Origin of the sequence: Hornefia butyriciproducens, from assembly GCF_009695915.1 — a bacterium.
GTDB classification, from domain to species: Bacteria; Bacillota; Clostridia; order Peptostreptococcales; family Anaerovoracaceae; genus Aminicella; species Aminicella butyriciproducens.
The window spans coordinates 14,502-30,388 of sequence record NZ_VUMZ01000014.1; the positions used below are offsets into that span (position 1 = coordinate 14,502).

Sequence of the window (15,887 nt, forward strand, 5' to 3'; positions counted from 1 at the left end):
TTTTTCTCGAAAGAATTATTTTGTAAGCTCGAAGCTCCTTTGGACATATTCCATAACAATTGCGTCCTCAAGATACTCCTCTAATACAATCGAAATCCACGTTTTATGATTCATATGATACGCAGGAAATATTGCCCCAGGATATTTCCGAATATCCTTCTCCAATGTATCTGTTTTGAGATTTATGATATCAATCGTTTCCTCGTCTTTATTATTGAAAAGCTTTTCTCGCTTTACATTCATTATAAGCGCAAACCATTTTCTGGTATCTGCATGTCTGAAAGTTCCATATGACTGGTACTGCGCTGTCTCCCATGGAAAATCCGGCTTTACGTCATACTGATTCAAAATCATTTCCGTGATTCTGTTTGCTTGCTCCGAGGCAAACAGAACTTCCCTGCAGACTGCCTCTCTGATATGCCCAAGCAATTGTCTGTATGAATCACGAACAGTATTCACATAGGCTCCATTGAAATGTTCTGACCTGAGTTGCACATATTCTTCGTCATTCATCTTATCAATTACTTCGCCTTTCACATTGCCTTCCTTTGAGACAGACAAAATCACATGAAACTCTCCATTCATAAGATCTGTTTCATAGCAATACTGATCACCGGTTTTCTGAAATCCAAAACTCTCCATCTTGGATGGCACAAATCTTCTTTTTCGAAAGATTTCATCTTCAATCATATCCTCACCGTCCTCGTATAATTTTGGTGTTAGTATATATTTTTATCAATCAACAGTTTCCAAAGTTTATCGTAACTAATGGTCTTTTTCATGGTCTTTCCCTCTTTATTTTCACATACAATATCATGTCATGTCCAAGACCGCGGCAGTGATAATAATCTACAAATCCTCCTCTTGTATATCTGCTGAAAATCCTGTTTATTTCATCTCGATACTCTTTGAAAACAGTCGTCCTGAACACCTCCCGTACATATAGTATTCAAATACTCCTGAACTCATAATCTGTTAAATCCGATATATCATATCACCTGTATTCCATATACGCATAATTCCGAATAACGGATTTTTTTCTCCTTGCCATATCCAACCCTGAAATGTTGTGTCATATCCACAATACCCTTCCGTAACGATCTCAAAATCTGCATCAGGATATAGTGCGTTAAATTCATCAAAAGATAATGATCCCCCAGTGAAGGATTTCTCCCCATCATATCCATACAGCCTGTTAAACAGCATGATGTCGCACTCTTCTATATCAGCTTTTGTAAATTCAAGTATTCCCGGATACCATTTTTCCTCACCGTCAGCATATTGAAATATTCGATCCACCTTCAAAGATAAAGTCGTTTCATCAATTTCAATCTGTATTATCTTACTATCATGTAAACTGAAGAGAATATTACTTTTCCTGTCTCTGATATAATCCATGTGCCTCTCCATAATTTCGGACATTCACTTTTTCATTATATACATCTGCCTGCTGCCATATTCATCCTTCTTGAAATCCGAATTCAGACAGGTGATTTCCGATGGCGTAATTTTCAAAAGCCACATCGGTTCTTCAAGTTTCTTCAAAGTTTTCAGCGGAATCCTGCGGAACTCTGCCGCCTTCTTATACTCATCAGAAAACATTTCTACTATCTCTACCGTTCCCTCGATCTGCAGAGATTTCAATCCGCCGAAGGAAGCGTTTGTCTCAAATACCGCCGCTGAAACATGCTTATTCTCTCTCAACGCTCTGAATTTGAGCCCGCCCTCGGTGAATATCCAGATCGTATCGTCATGCCAGCTGTACTCCAAAGGTGTGCAGCGGACAAAGTTCCCCGCTGCAGTCGCCAGTGCGAGGATCTTGTGAGATGATAAAAACTTGTCAATCCAGTCATATAGTACATCCGCATCCAGCTTCTTTTCTGCCTCATCCTTGCGAATCCAGAAGGACTCGGCCTGTTTGTATTGTTCTTCAGTCATTTATTCCACCTTCATTCAACAGGTTCAATTGATATGTGACAACCATTTACGACACTCGAGGTGTTTCACAAGCTGCAACGTTCCCGATTATTCAATTGCAATACACGACCCTGTACAAATACCCCGGATAAGTTTCCTATGTGCCGTTTTCTTGCTCGACAAAACAAAGGAATTTGTCAGGGAATAATACACCCAGGTGTAATGATTCCAAAAGGAGTTACTTGATGCGCGCTCATCCATTGAATCGTGCGCCGCGGCGCTGCAAAGTATTGGCCGCTATGTAAACACTCTCGATTCCCACCTGACCAAGCAGGAACTGATTGCACTGGGCATATCCGGCACAAACGGCCTTTCGGTTCGAACTATCCGGAAATTCCGGATAGTTGCCTCTTCCTCAAGCTCTGAGTCGGAGTAAATCTTCTTAATATGCTCATTGATTGCACGAACATCTACATCATATAATGTGGCCATCATCTTCTGTGTCAGCCATATATTCTCATACTCATAGCGCATCTCAATACTGTCCTGCTGGTCGCCAACAGAGGCAACATATGTCAGGTATTCCGCTGCGCTGGAACGGATGGTAATTTCGCCTTTTTTCTTTTTCAAACAGGCATCCTCCTTCCTGCTATTTCTTCTCCAAAACATTAAACGCTGATTTTACTTTCATTCTTCCGGAGTTCACCATTCTCTTCGAGCTTCTTGTCGAGCCACCAAATAGGGATCGGCATAATTTCATCTATTGGCTTGCTGTTATTCCATATGTCTATAAACGCCTTCGTCTCTCTGTCATACAAAAACTCACAATAAACATCAGAATCTGGTGATGAGAAAACCCCTCCGTAAAATCCGTCGTCGTATTCTATGTTTTTGAAATAAAAGTTGATATAAAATCCGCCCATCGTTATATCCGTTTATTCTCCAAAGTATTCTTCGATAATCTACTCTGCAAGAAACCATTCTGCGTGAACTGTGCTTCCATGGGCATCGACTATTGAGTTCGTATCAATCATATACATGTTGACCATAGCATTGCAGAGGAAAGCATTCCGATGAATGACGTCTTTATCTACATTATCATCACTCCTATTTCAGTCTGCTGTAATCTTCATCAGACACCGGCTCTAGCCACTCGGTACTTGTATCCTCTCCTGCGATCTCAACTGCAAGATGAGAAAACCATGAATCCGGTGCCGCACCGTGCCAGTGCTTGACATTTGCGGGGATATTTACGACCGTTCCCGGCGTCATTTCTATAGGCTCCTTACCCCATTCCTGATAGAAGCCTCTGCCGCCGACACAGATCAGCATCTGCCCGCCATTCTTCGAAGCGTGATGGATATGCCAGTTATTGCGGCATCCCGGCTCAAAGGTGACATTAAAGACAGGAACCTGATCGGTAGATACCGGTGCCAAATAGCTTTGTCCCACAAAATACTGAGCATAAGCATCATTCGGCTCTCCAATTGGGAAAAAGATGGTATTCTGATATTTATCCATTTCGGAAAGCTCCGAAACTTTCTCGTTCCATACTTCCTTTGCCTGACGGAATACTGCCCAGCCCTTCGGCCATCCTACATACATTGTGGCATGCGTGATGATCGCTGCAATCTCTTCTTTGCTCACACCGTGCGCCTTTGCATTCTGCAGGTGATAGGTCAAAGAGGAATCCGTGATGCCGGATGCCATCAAAGATACGACCGTAATAATACACTTGGATTTGACATCTATCGCATCTTCGTTCCATACTTCTCCGAAAAGCACATCATCGTTAAGGTGTGCGAACATCGGCGCAAAGTCTCCCAGCTGCGCTCTTCCCGCTGTCTGTACGATTTTCTCGCTCATTATTTTTGCCCTCCTATCTTCTGATCTCCCGTGGACCATACATGTTTTTTCTTAGCTGCTGCCGGCTTGTTCTGTGCCATCACGCCAGCCAGAGAGTGCGGTACATAAGGTTCTTCGAGATATGTAATTTCTTCTGCGGTTAAATTCATATCCACCGCCTTTGCCGCTCCTTCGATATGGTGAAGTTTCGTAGTTCCGACTACCGGAGCTGTGACCTTCGTAAGAAGCCACGCAAGGGATATCTCCGTCATGCTGACATCGTGCTTTTCGGCAAGTTCCGCCACACGGTTTATGATCAGATCATCCTGATCTGCCGTGGCATCGTATTTGAATTTTGCATAGGTATCTTCTGCGGCGCGCTTCGTGTCACCGTCTCCCGGCTTTCTGGAAAGCCTGCCGCTTGCCAATGCACTGTATGGTGTAAGGGCGATATTCTCTTCCTCACAATACGGCACCATTTCCCTCTCTTCCTCACGGAAGATCAGATTATAATGTCCCTGGATGGATATGAACTTTGCAAAGCCTTCTTTCTCAGCCAGCGCATTTGCTTTTGCAATCTGCCATGCAAAGCAATTGGATATACCTATATATCTGGCTTTTCCTGCTTTCACAATGCGGTTCAAGCCGTCCATGATATCGTAAATATCCGTCTGCCAGTCCCACATATGATAGATATAGAGATCCACGTAATCCATGCCGAGATTTTTAAGGCTCGTGTCGATCATGTTCTCTATATGCTGCTGACCTGAAATTCCCTGTTCTATCTCTTCGGGCGTTCTCGGTAGGACCTTTGTGGCAATGACCACATCCTCGCGCTTTGCGAAATCCCTGATCGCTCTTCCGACATACTGCTCGCTGGTTCCACTCTGATAGGCTATGGCCGTATCATAAAAATTCACTCCAAGTTCAAGCCCACGTTTAATGATCTCTCTGGAATGCTCTTCATCGATCGTCCAGCTGTGCTGCCCTCTTGCAGCATCGCCGAATCCCATACAGCCCATGCAGATACGGGATATTGTTAGGTCTGAATTTCCAAGTTTTGTATATTTCATTATGCTACACGCTCCTTTTTCTTATATTTAATCAGCAGCATGGCAAAATTGCCTCCTTCCGCTATAACCGCTCCTTTCTCCCTGTTCTTCAGGTCCTTCCAGTCGACGCGGGGGTCTTTTTTTAATACGTTAATTGTCTCCTTTAAGATATCTACTTCCAATTGGAGCTCGTACATCTGCTTTCTGAGCGATTCGACTTCTTCTGAAGATATCTTTTCATCCATATCCGGTAATTTTCCCGGCCGGATATTTTTCGTGTTCATCAGAGAAGCTACACCTCCTTGAAGATATCGCTTTCGCCACATATATATGCTGACTCGGCTGTATCCAATCTCCTCTGATACTGATTTTACACTCTCTCCATTCTCAAAGCAACGACGAAGCACTTGCAACTTAAACTCCGCTGAAGGATTTCTGGGATGTTCAGTGGTGTTTTTTAGTTTAAGTTTTTTTCGTTTTTCTTTTGTTTTTCCTTCGTTACGAATCCAGGTATACAGGTGTTTTCTGCTGGGATAACCAAATCGACGTACCGTATCCGTAACAGATCCTATCTCATGAAAAACATGCAGTGCCTTTGTCCTCTGTTCTTCTGAATACATCATTGACTCCTTTCAGAGCCCTATATGTGTCCAGGTTTTTGTCCGCACCCCCGGCTCAAATTTTGTTTCGCTTAGTTCTGCCATTTCATATTTGTTTAAGGTTACTTAAAACAAAGAAACCCGCCGCAATGTTTTGAACCATAACCGGCGGATTACATATAGTGCTTATTGCACAAGCGAAAATGTCACTTCCACATCCCCGGTACCAAGCGCTTCTAAAAGACTTTCTTTGGTCACACCTTCAATGACGGCCAACTTCGTAAAGTTCCATGAATTGGTGCCATAATAGATTGTGATCTGATTTCCTTGATAGAGAATCACATCGCCAGCGCCCACGCTGATTTGCGTGTCATTTCTCGGCAGGTCAGTTCCCAATGGACCAACCTTCTCCATCTCGGCATAATCAGACATCTGTACCGTGATGGGCTGTTCCTGCAATAATGCGAGGAATGCTTCGGCGGAAGAATTATCTTCCGGGGTAGCAATCAAAGCTACATCGCCAACCGTAATTTGTATTTTCACAGACTCTCTCTCCTCCAATCCAATTTCTGACTCATGCTCCTGCACCATCGACTTCTGCTGGGATTCCGACCTTTCTGTATCGTGACTGGCTCCACAAGCTGCCAATAGCGTGAATAACAAAACCAGCAACACAAAAAATCCGGCTCGTTTCAGAGGAAGCCGGAGAAAGCCGAATTCCTGCTTATTCATCAAACAGCCTTTCCTGCTTCAAAGGCTTTTTTCATAGCCGAACTGCCCTGAATGGTGCCGATATCGGTTGCATTGCCGCCGAAGATGACGCCGGAAAGGTGTGCTTTCGGGAAGCAGGCAATCCAGCCTTCCAGACCGCTGGCAGCACGAGTCCAGACCGCATCCCCATCCTCTGCGGCGGCTGCGATGAAGTAGATATCCCGGAAGGCGTAATCGGAAGGATACAGCGGATTCGCCCGATCCAGCAGCGTTTTCATCTGACCGCACATCTCATAATAGTAGATCGGCGTGGCGAATACCAGCACATCGGCGTGCAGCATCTTCTCTTGAACGATTTTGTCAGCATCATCGTGAATTACGCAGCGCTTCGTTTTCTGACAGGCTAAACAGCCACGGCAGAACTGAATGTCCTTGCCGATCAGGCTGATTTTCTCAACCTCATGTCCGGCTTTCTGTGCGCCTTTAGCAAATTCCTCGGCCAACGCATCGGAGTTACTGCCCTTGCGGGGGCTGGTAGAAATAATCAAAACCTTTTTACTCATGATAAGTACCTCTTTCTTATAAAAATTTTCCGAACCGATACAATTCGTCCCATTTTTCTTTGGATTGGTTGGCATCGCCATTGGATGTGAAGATTCCAGCGTTTTCTACCTTCCAGTATTCCACGATGGCCTGATAATACTGGGCGATGGCAGGGCCATAGACATAGGCACTGCCGGAACTCATGATAAGCGCCGTCTTTTTGATATTCTTTGGAATGTCAATGGCATAAGTGCGGTGGATTGCACTCTGGAGCTGGGCGGACAGGGTGAAGTAGTAGATGGGCGACGCAAAAACCAGCATATCGGCGGACAGAATCTCCTGATAGAGCTTTTGCATATCGTCCTTCTGCACACAGACGCCTTTTTCTTTGGTGTGGCAGTATTCGCAAGCCATGCAGCCACGAATATTCATGTGTGACACATTTTCAATCTGTACACTGTGTCCGGCTTCCTCTGCACCTTGTTTGAAGGCATTGACCATATGCATGGTGTTGCCGTTCAGTCGAGGACTGCCGTTCAAAATAAGAATTTTCATTTGCATAAGTTCTCCTTAAAGAATTTTTCCATTTTATCAAAGGGAATCACATCTACCTGATCATAGAGATCGGTATGCACAGCATTCGGGATAATGAGCAGTTCTTTGTTGTCTGTATAGGGGTTATCCTTTACCATATTGGCAAAAGCATCCTTGGAGAAATAGCAAGAGTGCGCCTTTTCACCGTGAATCATCAGCACAGCACTGCGGATTTCATTGCTATAATGCAGAATAGGCTGATTCAGGAAAGACATACAGCCAATCACATTCCAACCGTTGTTGGAATTCAGACTGCGGGGGTGATAGCCACGCTGGGTTTTGTAGTAGTCATAGTAATCCTTCACGAAAAACGGTGCATCCTCAGGCAGTGGATCGACCACACCGCCGCCCAAGGCATAGTTTCCGTTCTTGTAATCCATTGTCCGCTGGGCATTCAGCGCTTGCCGCTTGGCATATCGGGCATCGGAAGAATCCTCAGAGTCGAAATATCCCTTGGCGTTGACCCGTGTCATGTCGTACATGGTGGAAGCAACGGTGGCTTTGATACGGGTATCCAGCGCCGCTGCGTTCAGCGCCATGCCGCCCCAACCGCAGATGCCAATAAGGCCAATTCGCTCAGGGTCTACATTGTCCTGAACGGAAAGGAAATCGACAGCCGCTTGAAAATCCTCGGTGTTGATGTCGGGGGAGGCCATATAGCGGGGCTGACCGCCGCTCTCGCCGGTGAAGGATGGGTCAAAGGCAATCGTCAAAAATCCACGCTCTGCCATAGTTTGGGCATACAAACCCGAGGACTGTTCCTTCACAGCACCAAAGGGGCCGGAAACAGCAATAGCCGCCAGCTTTCCCTCTGTGTTTTTGGGCGTGTACATATCCGCTGCCAGTGTAATACCGTAGCGGTTTACAAAGGTCACTTTCTTGTGGTCTACCTTGTCACTCTTGGGGAAAGTCTTATCCCAATCGTTCGTCAACGCCAGTTCTTCTGTTTTCACCATCATAAAATCCTCCTAAATTTCTCTAATCAGTTTTGCAGGGACACCACCATATACGGTCTTTTCCGGCACGTCTGTCGTGACCACAGCTCCTGCAGCAATCACCGCACCATCTCCAATGATAACGCCCTTGCATACCGTAGCATTTGCCCCTATCCATACATTTTTGCCAATATGAATGGGAGCCGGTATCAAATTACCTCGGCGGTTTGGATCAAGGCTATGATCCAGTGTAGCAAGTACTACATTGTGTCCGATCAATGCGCCATCCTCAATGGTAACGCCACCCTGATCCTGGATCTTGACACCAGAATTGAAGAATACATTTTTCCCGATTTTGAGATTTTTCCCGCAGTCTGTGTAGAATGGCGGGAACAGCGAAAAGCTGTCATCCACCTTCCGCCCGGTGATTTGCCGCATCAAGGAAACAATTTCACCAGCAGTGTGGTAGCTGCCGTTCAGTTCCATGGTCAGCCGAATCGCTTTCTCAGAAAGCGCACACATGCATTGGTGTTCTTCTGAACCTGCGATCACTTCTTTTCCGCTGTCCATATAGTTTAGAAATTCGTCTAAAGTCAATTCAATCTCACCTCTTAATTCTATTTTAATCTAAAAGTACAAAATAGCAAATTGTTATAAATTATGATTAGTCATTCTTGAAAAGAATATCTGTGCATACTATAATGGAAATATTACGAGAGGAGGATATTGGATGGAACTGCGAGTGCTACGATACTTTGTGGAGGCAGCCAGAGAAGAAAGCATGACGGGTGCAGCACGGAAACTTCATGTGACCCAGCCGACCCTATCCAAACAGATCAAGGAGTTGGAGGAAGAATTGGGGCAAAAGCTCTTTGTCCGAGGAAATTACAATATTCGCCTGACCCCGGAGGGAGAAATTCTTTATAAGCGAGCCTTGGACATTCTTGAAATGGTGGACTTGACCGCCACTGAGTTCGCTTCTATGAATGCGTTTAACGGTGGAGACATTTACATCGGGTGTGCAGAATCGGATGGGATGTCGTTGCTTGCCAAAGCCGCCAAGCATCTTCGGACAGAATATGAAAATCTGCACTTCCACCTGTATAGCGGAAATGCAGAAACGGTCTGTGAGCGACTAGATAAAGGGCTGTTGGATTTTGCTGTTGTTGTTCAGAATATTGACCTGTTCAAGTATGCGTATTTGGATCTGCCTGTTACAGATACTTGGGGGCTGATTATGCGAAAGGATAGCCCCATGGTGTCCAAAACTGGGGTTGCCATAGAAGAACTAACGGAGCTACCCCTCATCGTGTCCAGACAGGGAGCTACCAACGAAATGCCCGAATGGCTGCAAAAAAAACTATGACCGGCTGAATATCGTCGCAACCTATGATCTGATTTATAATGCTTCCATTTTGGTGCGGGAGGGCCTGGGCTATGCGCTGGGGTTTGACAAGTTGGTCAACACCGGGGCGGAAAGCATCCTGTGCTTCAGACCCATCATCCCGACGATCAGTTCTCCCATGCGGCTGATATGGAGAAAGGAGCAGCAATTCTCCCGAGCAGCCAAGTTGTTTTTAGGTGAAGTAAGGAATATTTGCAAATAAATATATTTGGCTTTGCAAGTAAGCAGTAAAGGGGCGACAACATATCTCTGGCAAGAAGGAGAGCATGAAATTCTTTCTGTAATTTGGGGCCTTTCATGAGATGAGATATATCTGAATGGGAAAAACTTCCCTTCAGCACCTGTCTACTGTTTATCAGAAATCGGCTGGCATGTCAAGGACACCCGGCAATTCCGGGCGTTTCTGGTTTCGGCATATCAGCTGATTTTTTCTATTCTGGAATCCTGTCCGGGTACATGATCGCCAGTTCTCCCAGGATCTGGCCCCACTTCCGGATCGGCATCGTCCATTTTCTGGTGGCTTCGAACGTGGCCAGGTACAGAGCCTTCAGAAGTGACTGAGCGCTTGGAAATACGGGCCTCTGACGGTTCAGCCTGCGCAGCGTGGCATTCAGCGACTCGATCGCATTGGTCGTGTAAAATGCCTTCCGAATGTCCGCGGAAAACTTGAAGATCGGAGAAACGGCATCCCAGTTCTCATACCATCGTTTCATGGCATACGGGTACTGCGGCGACCATTTTCCTTTCACTCTTTCGAGCTGCTCCAAAGCGGCTTCTTCATCTACCGCTGTATAGACTGTTTTCAGATCTTTGGCGAATTCTTTCATGTCTTTGTTTGCCACATATTTCAGCGTGTTTCGTACCATATGTACGATGCAGCGCTGCTGTTCCGTCTCCGGGTAAGCAGTTGTGATCGCCTCTTTGATCCCGGAGAGTCCGTCCGAGCAGAGGATCAAAATGTCCTGGACACCACGGTTTTTCAATGAATTCAATACAGTGAGCCAGTATTTGCTGCTCTCGTTCTCGCCGATGACCAGAGAAAGGACTTCCTTCTTTCCTTCGGTGTTGATTCCCAGAACCACATATGCGGCCACCTTGTGAACGATACTGTCCTCCCGTACGGAGAAATGGATGGCATCGATGAATATGATCGGATATACCGCGGAAAGCGGCCGGTTCTGCCATTCTTCGATCTGTGGGAGGATCTTGTCTGTAACATCGGAAATGAAGCCCTCCGATGCCTCGAACCCATAGATATCCTGCATCGTTTCCGAGATCTGCTTCGTTGTCATCCCTTTCGCATACATGGAGATAATTTTCTGATCGATGTCAGAAATGTCTTTCTGCCGCTTCTTCACGATTTTCGGCTCGAAGGAAGAATTTCGGTCCTGCGGCACATCGATATCCATACTTCCATAGCTGGAATTGACTCGTTTGCTTTTGTAGCCGTTCCTGTAATTACGGTCCTCACTGTCATCGTTCGTCCGCTCTGACTTTTCATACCCGAGATGGTCATCCATCTCAGCTTCCATCATTTCTTTAATGGTTCCACCGAGAAGATCTTTCAACGCGTCCTGGATATCCTGAGCATTCTGGATATCATATTCCTGCAGCAGTCCCTGAATGATCGCTCGTTTCCCGTCCGTCATTTCCACGTGATGTACGGATTTTCTTTCTCTTTTTGCCATAAACTAAGGCCCTCCATGATTTTGATTGTATCATGAAAGGCCTCAGAAATGAACTTTTACAGAGATTGTTTCATACTCTCCACCAATGCGACATCTTTCCCTGCTCTAAATCAAAGCTTCCTTAAGCTCATTGAGACTCTCAGAAATATTTGCAACATCAACAAAGAACAAATTGACAATAACATTATCGTCACTTAAATATGAAATTATATCGTGGTCTCTCATTTGATCGTTTACGGGATATAACAACCATATTTCAGAAGTTCCATACTTCTTTGAGTAAGCATATATCTGGTACATATCAGCTTGTGATATTCCATAATTCTTGTTTGGGTTATCGACTAAGCTTTTCCACTTCGTGTCCATTATCACAGCGCTGCCGTCACCCCTTGTTAAGACGATATCCGGCCGTAATGCAAATCTCCTCGGCGTATCGAATAAATAATGCCCTTTATCCTGAACGGAGACAGTCCATCCCTCACTTTGAACAGATCTTTTCAACTCCTGGGCCACGTATGATTCAAAAACCTTTTCCATCGGAAACAATAGCGCTCGTGCATTTGTTGATCCTGAAAAAGTTGTGAAGCTTTTGTTCAAAAGAAACACCTTCGACCAGCGAATAAGCATTTCATAGTCCTTTGTGTTTCTATCTTTCACAACCTGTGCGAAATCCTTCTCATAATTGCTAGATTCATCAACTATTTCAAAATGAGTTAAAAGCTGCCTGATTGTCTTCTGGTTTTCCAAACTGTTTGAGATCTGCTGAAGCTTGAGCAAAGTAGCCTTTACTAATCGATTCTCTGCCCGATTAACATGATACTCATCATATGCGACGAAGAACTTTTCTTTATGGGCAATGTTCCGCTTCACGTGCTCCCCAACTATCAGTTTACCCTTATAGTAATTAAGGTTATCTTCCTTCGCTACATATGTAGACTTTATACCATGCTTAACAAGCTGATGCACTTCCTGCAAATACATGTTTATGAAGATCTCATAGAGGTTCATCCGGTCCATCTTGAGATTCGCATCGTTAAACACCTTACTCGGAAAATCCTTCATGCTCCGTAGCATGCGAAGAAAAACACGCTTCGTCTCCACGTTGTTTACGTCTTTTTCTTCTGCAAACGATATTTTCGGAAGGACCTGGACCTGGTATCCATTCTGCATCTGAATCAAACCAACATAGTTTTTTACAGAAATAGTCGTTCCTATGTGTCTACGATATCCGATCTTCAGGAAATCCAACGCATCGGCTTTTTCTTCATCCGCTTCATAAGAGTGAATAAAGTCCTCAAGATCATGAAAGGTCTGCTCTGGAAGATATGCATATTCATTTTTGTAGTTTTCATTGCACGTTATGGAGTCAAACTCCTTAACTTCCAGTAATTTGTTCACGCCGCTTCCCTCTTAAATCTGCTGGTAACTTTGAATTTTGTAAAATGCCGTTAGATTGATTTCGTACTTTGTATCTCCAAGGTCAAGGTCTGGGCTGCCCCTAAACAGATCCTTCATGATGATCTGACTGTCTTTTATGAACTTGTATTGTTCATCCTCTTTTCCGTTATCGCCAAGGATCAACTGGATCTTGCTATAATCCTCGTAGAAGTATTCCTGCAGAAGCGGGATGACGTTCTTTAGGAAGATATCTGCCAAATTATCTATTGTTGGATCAGTCTTAAGACTAGTGAAGAATGCATGCCCAATAGTATGTTCTCTATCAAATAAGTACTCAATTCTAGCGTTTATTTTATCAAGCATTTCTGCAACATCTAAAGTCTCTTCTCCCAATTCTATTTTGTCTGATCCAATTGCAGTCAAAACTCGCGATTCCGGCATCATTTCCACGAAATCAAATCTTCTCCTAAGTGCCGTGTCCATAAGAGCAATTGACCTGTCCGCAGTGTTCATTGTCCCCAAGATATAAACGTTATCTGGCACGCTAAAACTTGACTGGGAATAAGGTAACGTAGCAGACATAACTTCATCCGCCCCTTTTCGTTTGGTCGTCTCGATCAGTGTGATCAACTCACCAAATATTTTTGAAATATTACCACGGTTTATCTCGTCAATAATAAATACATATGGCTTGGTATTTTTCTCAATTTTTGTTTCTGTCAAGGACGCATTATTCTTTGAAGCCACAGCCATGATATCTTCAACAGCCATTCTAGGAACTCGAGCAACTGTTGGTCTGTGCAGCTTCTTACCTTCATTGATGGAGATAATGTTCTCCTCTATATCTGTGGCAATCCACTGTACTGGCCGTGAAACTTTATACTCAGTTTTATTGGCAAGTTCTTCTGGGTCACCCTCACCGATGATACCTATACCATCAATCATCTCACGGGTCTTAAAGGATAAAACGTTATCTCCTGGTTTCATATCCTCAACAAATTCTTTGACGCTTGTATCTTCTGAATCAATGTCAAATCCAATACGCATATTACCTTCCAGGAAGCATTCCTCTTTAACGTTATTCTTACTTCCACTCTTTATTGTAATCTTCCATATTGAAGCATCAGGCCGAATTTCAAAAGACTTAGATTTGACTTCAACTTCAGCTGCCGTTGAGCAAAATCTCTTAAAAATACCGTCTTCTATACTGTATGCAATCTCCTCCTTCTCCTCGTCCATTATAGGCTTAATACCTTCTATGAATTCTTCATAACCGTAGGACTGATGGAATGTTGTAAATGCAATACGCCCTTCGGAACGAAGCTCTTTATAGCGATTTAATACATGGCTATACTCCTCTTCCTGAACGTCCTTGAGATGCCTATTATCACAAATAGCCACAGCAAAAATTACTGAATTATATGTTTTCCCGGTACCCGGAGGGCCATATAAAATCATATTTTTTTCAAATCTATCCGCCATGACTGTTGTATCCTTCCCTTTCATGTCCTCAAAGAATCCTTCAAGATCTAACTCATTAATAGCTTCTCTGAGGGGTTCTCGTAACTGCCATACCCACGAACCGTCCTCATGTTTCAAAGTGCTACGGCCAACAAATAGAACTGTCCAATAATGTTTGCCATCATCGTCTTCTCTAACAGGGCACTTCGTTTCGTTCGCGATCCAACGCCCAACGTGTTGAGCATTCTGATTGTAATGTCCTTGTGTATTACCGTACTGTTTCTCAATCTGTGTGCAAGTTGCTTCACCGCCCATCTGGAAAATGTAATATATCGTATCTAGGTTTTCAAACTTCACTATACTTGGATCTGAGATGCACCACTTATACTCATCCTTTGTAATTCCCGGGTCATACTCTCTAAGTGGTGGCCAGTATTCATCTTTTTGATCACTTACTACGTGATCATAATAAACTTTTAAAGCTCTTGCAGCCTGAACAATTTTTTGAAGCATCTCATCATTTGATGAAACGTCATCTCCGCTAATGCATCGAGAAATTTGCACCTTTTGAATTTCTTTTTTTCAAGCATCTGCTTAATAACAGAAGGGTCAGTGATCTCAGATGCACCAAACTCGCTATCAGAATTGTTTCCTCCAAGAAAATACTGAAGGCCATTGTCAGTATCGAGTGGAAGGTCCAATGATTTATAGTGTTTATCGTAATCTTCTTTTTTGGCAGCGGTATCCCTTATTTCGAGGCTAACTCGATAGCGTGCCTTGCCAGAATTCTCATCCTCTTCAACAAAAATAGAAATACTCTCTGGTGATTGGGTATGCTCTGGATACTTCAGTTGCGCCAATAAATAATTTCGAACCTTGGTATAGGATGCATCTAACCAATTACCTCCATCTATTATAAAAGGTCCACATTTTTTTGAGCATTCATCTCCGATCTCTTTGAGCGTTTTTATAGCACTACGCCCCTTTTCCTTAAGATTGAGTAGTGCCGGCTTTTCTTCCACTGATGCTTTTTCAGGGCTTTTATATACTTTCCCCGCATTCTCCGTTAAATAATCCAGCAAACCAAGGCAATCTACTTTTGACTTATTGCCTTTTTCTAATTCTAAAAGACTTATATACTGTTCCAGTTCTTCTGGAAGACTACGTGCTCCTTGAATATTGCCTTTTACACCATGTTCCTGCATTACAGAGAGTGGAATTTCATTATCATTAAATTCACGAATTTTTCTTAACCTCATATATTGGGAAGATTCTTTTACATCAAAGTTTTCTCCAACTACAAACTCGCTGTCGTCAATCAGTTCAGCATTTTCACTAGTAAGGTTTGTAGCAATTACCTCACAGCAAAGTTTTATTGCGGATATAGGTGCACTTATATAAACATAAACAATGTCGCCTGCCTCAATACTTTTGACTCTCTGCGTCCAATCTATTTCATCTAATTTGCTATACGCCCCAATAACGTCATAACGATTCATATTACTAGGAATAATCCATTTTTTCATGATGCTCGCCTCTCTTTAGACACAATATTACAAATATATTTTAACACACCTTTTTAGCAACATAAAGCGCTAGTTGACATCATTCCTGAGTATTCCGGAGTGAAATCCATCACCTGTCCGGCCATTGGAAATCACCATTCCGGTCAAACGGAAATCAGCATTCCAGAGATGGAAATCACCAATATCCTTTCTTAGAATAGTGATATGCACCTT

The 15,887-nt window shown here is 43.7% G+C and carries 18 protein-coding genes; 1 reads left to right on the forward strand and 17 read right to left on the reverse strand.

The features are described from left to right. Positions 1-15: 15 nt before the first annotated feature. The 13 genes from FYJ64_RS10770 to FYJ64_RS10830 all read right to left on the reverse strand — a co-directional run bounded on the left by FYJ64_RS10770 (position 16) and on the right by FYJ64_RS10830 (position 8,766). Positions 16-690: an MmcQ/YjbR family DNA-binding protein gene (locus FYJ64_RS10770; protein ID WP_154575134.1), complete on the reverse strand. Its 675-nt coding sequence runs from the start codon at positions 688-690 to the stop codon at positions 16-18. A 285-nt stretch (positions 691-975) separates the two neighbouring features. Further along, positions 976-1,398, reverse strand: a complete 423-nt coding sequence (locus FYJ64_RS10775; RefSeq protein ID WP_154575135.1) for a hypothetical protein — start codon at positions 1,396-1,398, stop codon at positions 976-978. A gap of 24 nt (positions 1,399-1,422) precedes the next feature. Further along, the gene (locus FYJ64_RS10780; protein WP_154575136.1) at positions 1,423-1,938 is read right to left on the reverse strand and encodes a pyridoxamine 5'-phosphate oxidase family protein; all 516 of its coding nucleotides are present in this window, start codon (positions 1,936-1,938) and stop codon (positions 1,423-1,425) included. A 276-nt stretch (positions 1,939-2,214) separates the two neighbouring features. After that, the gene (locus FYJ64_RS10785) at positions 2,215-2,547 is read right to left on the reverse strand and encodes a hypothetical protein (RefSeq protein ID WP_465250645.1); all 333 of its coding nucleotides are present in this window, start codon (positions 2,545-2,547) and stop codon (positions 2,215-2,217) included. A gap of 38 nt (positions 2,548-2,585) precedes the next feature. Then, on the reverse strand, positions 2,586-2,840 hold the full coding sequence (locus FYJ64_RS10790) for a hypothetical protein (RefSeq protein WP_154575137.1): 255 nt from the start codon (positions 2,838-2,840) through the stop codon (positions 2,586-2,588). Positions 2,841-3,024: 184 nt separating this feature from the next. After that, on the reverse strand, positions 3,025-3,783 hold the full coding sequence (locus tag FYJ64_RS10795; protein ID WP_154575138.1) for a carboxymuconolactone decarboxylase family protein: 759 nt from the start codon (positions 3,781-3,783) through the stop codon (positions 3,025-3,027). After that, a complete protein-coding gene (locus tag FYJ64_RS10800) occupies positions 3,783-4,835 on the reverse strand; it encodes an aldo/keto reductase (RefSeq protein ID WP_154575139.1) in 1,053 nt (350 codons plus the stop codon). The genes FYJ64_RS10795 and FYJ64_RS10800 overlap by 1 nt, the downstream gene beginning before the upstream one ends. After that, positions 4,835-5,434, reverse strand: coding sequence for a helix-turn-helix domain-containing protein (locus tag FYJ64_RS11595; protein ID WP_235897175.1), 600 nt, complete (start codon positions 5,432-5,434; stop codon positions 4,835-4,837). The genes FYJ64_RS10800 and FYJ64_RS11595 overlap by 1 nt, the downstream gene beginning before the upstream one ends. 165 nt (positions 5,435-5,599) lie before the next feature. Beyond that, positions 5,600-6,145: a cyclophilin-like fold protein gene (locus tag FYJ64_RS10810; protein ID WP_235897176.1), complete on the reverse strand. Its 546-nt coding sequence runs from the start codon at positions 6,143-6,145 to the stop codon at positions 5,600-5,602. Continuing rightward, positions 6,145-6,687, reverse strand: a complete 543-nt coding sequence (locus tag FYJ64_RS10815; protein ID WP_154575140.1) for a flavodoxin family protein — start codon at positions 6,685-6,687, stop codon at positions 6,145-6,147. The genes FYJ64_RS10810 and FYJ64_RS10815 overlap by 1 nt, the downstream gene beginning before the upstream one ends. A 16-nt stretch (positions 6,688-6,703) precedes the next feature. Beyond that, on the reverse strand, positions 6,704-7,222 hold the full coding sequence (locus tag FYJ64_RS10820) for a flavodoxin family protein (RefSeq protein ID WP_154575141.1): 519 nt from the start codon (positions 7,220-7,222) through the stop codon (positions 6,704-6,706). After that, the gene (locus tag FYJ64_RS10825; RefSeq protein WP_441185413.1) at positions 7,219-8,220 is read right to left on the reverse strand and encodes an alpha/beta hydrolase; all 1,002 of its coding nucleotides are present in this window, start codon (positions 8,218-8,220) and stop codon (positions 7,219-7,221) included. Before FYJ64_RS10825 ends, FYJ64_RS10820 begins: the two co-directional genes overlap by 4 nt. 9 nt (positions 8,221-8,229) lie before the next feature. Next, positions 8,230-8,766, reverse strand: a complete 537-nt coding sequence (locus FYJ64_RS10830) for a DapH/DapD/GlmU-related protein (protein WP_154575142.1) — start codon at positions 8,764-8,766, stop codon at positions 8,230-8,232. Between the two features lie 160 nt (positions 8,767-8,926). On the opposite strand from FYJ64_RS10830, the gene FYJ64_RS10835 reads away from it, so the two are divergent. After that, on the forward strand, positions 8,927-9,562 hold the full coding sequence (locus FYJ64_RS10835; RefSeq protein ID WP_407928806.1) for a LysR family transcriptional regulator: 636 nt from the start codon (positions 8,927-8,929) through the stop codon (positions 9,560-9,562). Positions 9,563-10,032: 470 nt separating this feature from the next. On the opposite strand, the gene FYJ64_RS10840 is transcribed toward FYJ64_RS10835, so the two are convergent. The 4 genes from FYJ64_RS10840 to FYJ64_RS10855 form a co-directional block, all read right to left on the reverse strand. Next, positions 10,033-11,250, reverse strand: a complete 1,218-nt coding sequence (locus FYJ64_RS10840; protein WP_407928807.1) for an IS256 family transposase — start codon at positions 11,248-11,250, stop codon at positions 10,033-10,035. Between the two features lie 144 nt (positions 11,251-11,394). Next, positions 11,395-12,687 carry an McrC family protein gene (locus FYJ64_RS10845; RefSeq protein WP_328597010.1) on the reverse strand — a complete coding sequence of 431 codons (1,293 nt, stop codon included), beginning with the start codon at positions 12,685-12,687 and terminating at the stop codon, positions 11,395-11,397. A 12-nt stretch (positions 12,688-12,699) separates the two neighbouring features. Continuing rightward, entirely contained in the window at positions 12,700-14,661 is a 1,962-nt protein-coding gene (locus tag FYJ64_RS11600; RefSeq protein ID WP_235897177.1) for an McrB family protein, read from the reverse strand. Continuing rightward, positions 14,625-15,674 (reverse strand): hypothetical protein, encoded by a 1,050-nt coding sequence (locus FYJ64_RS10855; RefSeq protein WP_154575144.1) that lies wholly within the window; start codon positions 15,672-15,674, stop codon positions 14,625-14,627. The genes FYJ64_RS11600 and FYJ64_RS10855 overlap by 37 nt, the downstream gene beginning before the upstream one ends. Positions 15,675-15,887: the final 213 nt, after the last annotated feature.

What these genes read in the sequence shown, in the direction of transcription:
- FYJ64_RS10775 (WP_154575135.1), bottom strand. Translation starts at nt 1,398, where the DNA reads ATGGATTATATCAGAGACAGGAAAAGTAATATTCTCTTCAGTTTACAT.
- FYJ64_RS10825 (WP_441185413.1), bottom strand. Translation starts at nt 8,220, where the DNA reads ATGATGGTGAAAACAGAAGAACTGGCGTTGACGAACGATTGGGATAAG.
- FYJ64_RS10780 (WP_154575136.1), bottom strand. Translation starts at nt 1,938, where the DNA reads ATGACTGAAGAACAATACAAACAGGCCGAGTCCTTCTGGATTCGCAAG.
- FYJ64_RS10795 (WP_154575138.1), bottom strand. Translation starts at nt 3,783, where the DNA reads ATGAGCGAGAAAATCGTACAGACAGCGGGAAGAGCGCAGCTGGGAGAC.
- FYJ64_RS10830 (WP_154575142.1), bottom strand. Translation starts at nt 8,766, where the DNA reads ATGGACAGCGGAAAAGAAGTGATCGCAGGTTCAGAAGAACACCAATGC.
- FYJ64_RS10770 (WP_154575134.1), bottom strand. Translation starts at nt 690, where the DNA reads ATGATTGAAGATGAAATCTTTCGAAAAAGAAGATTTGTGCCATCCAAG.
- FYJ64_RS10820 (WP_154575141.1), bottom strand. Translation starts at nt 7,222, where the DNA reads ATGAAAATTCTTATTTTGAACGGCAGTCCTCGACTGAACGGCAACACC.
- FYJ64_RS10855 (WP_154575144.1), bottom strand. Translation starts at nt 15,674, where the DNA reads ATGAAAAAATGGATTATTCCTAGTAATATGAATCGTTATGACGTTATT.
- FYJ64_RS10815 (WP_154575140.1), bottom strand. Translation starts at nt 6,687, where the DNA reads ATGAGTAAAAAGGTTTTGATTATTTCTACCAGCCCCCGCAAGGGCAGT.
- FYJ64_RS10790 (WP_154575137.1), bottom strand. Translation starts at nt 2,840, where the DNA reads ATGGGCGGATTTTATATCAACTTTTATTTCAAAAACATAGAATACGAC.
- FYJ64_RS10835 (WP_407928806.1), top strand. Translation starts at nt 8,927, where the DNA reads ATGGAACTGCGAGTGCTACGATACTTTGTGGAGGCAGCCAGAGAAGAA.
- FYJ64_RS10810 (WP_235897176.1), bottom strand. Translation starts at nt 6,145, where the DNA reads ATGAATAAGCAGGAATTCGGCTTTCTCCGGCTTCCTCTGAAACGAGCC.
- FYJ64_RS10840 (WP_407928807.1), bottom strand. Translation starts at nt 11,250, where the DNA reads ATGACGGACGGGAAACGAGCGATCATTCAGGGACTGCTGCAGGAATAT.
- FYJ64_RS11595 (WP_235897175.1), bottom strand. Translation starts at nt 5,434, where the DNA reads ATGTATTCAGAAGAACAGAGGACAAAGGCACTGCATGTTTTTCATGAG.
- FYJ64_RS10800 (WP_154575139.1), bottom strand. Translation starts at nt 4,835, where the DNA reads ATGAAATATACAAAACTTGGAAATTCAGACCTAACAATATCCCGTATC.
- FYJ64_RS11600 (WP_235897177.1), bottom strand. Translation starts at nt 14,661, where the DNA reads ATGCTTCAAAAAATTGTTCAGGCTGCAAGAGCTTTAAAAGTTTATTAT.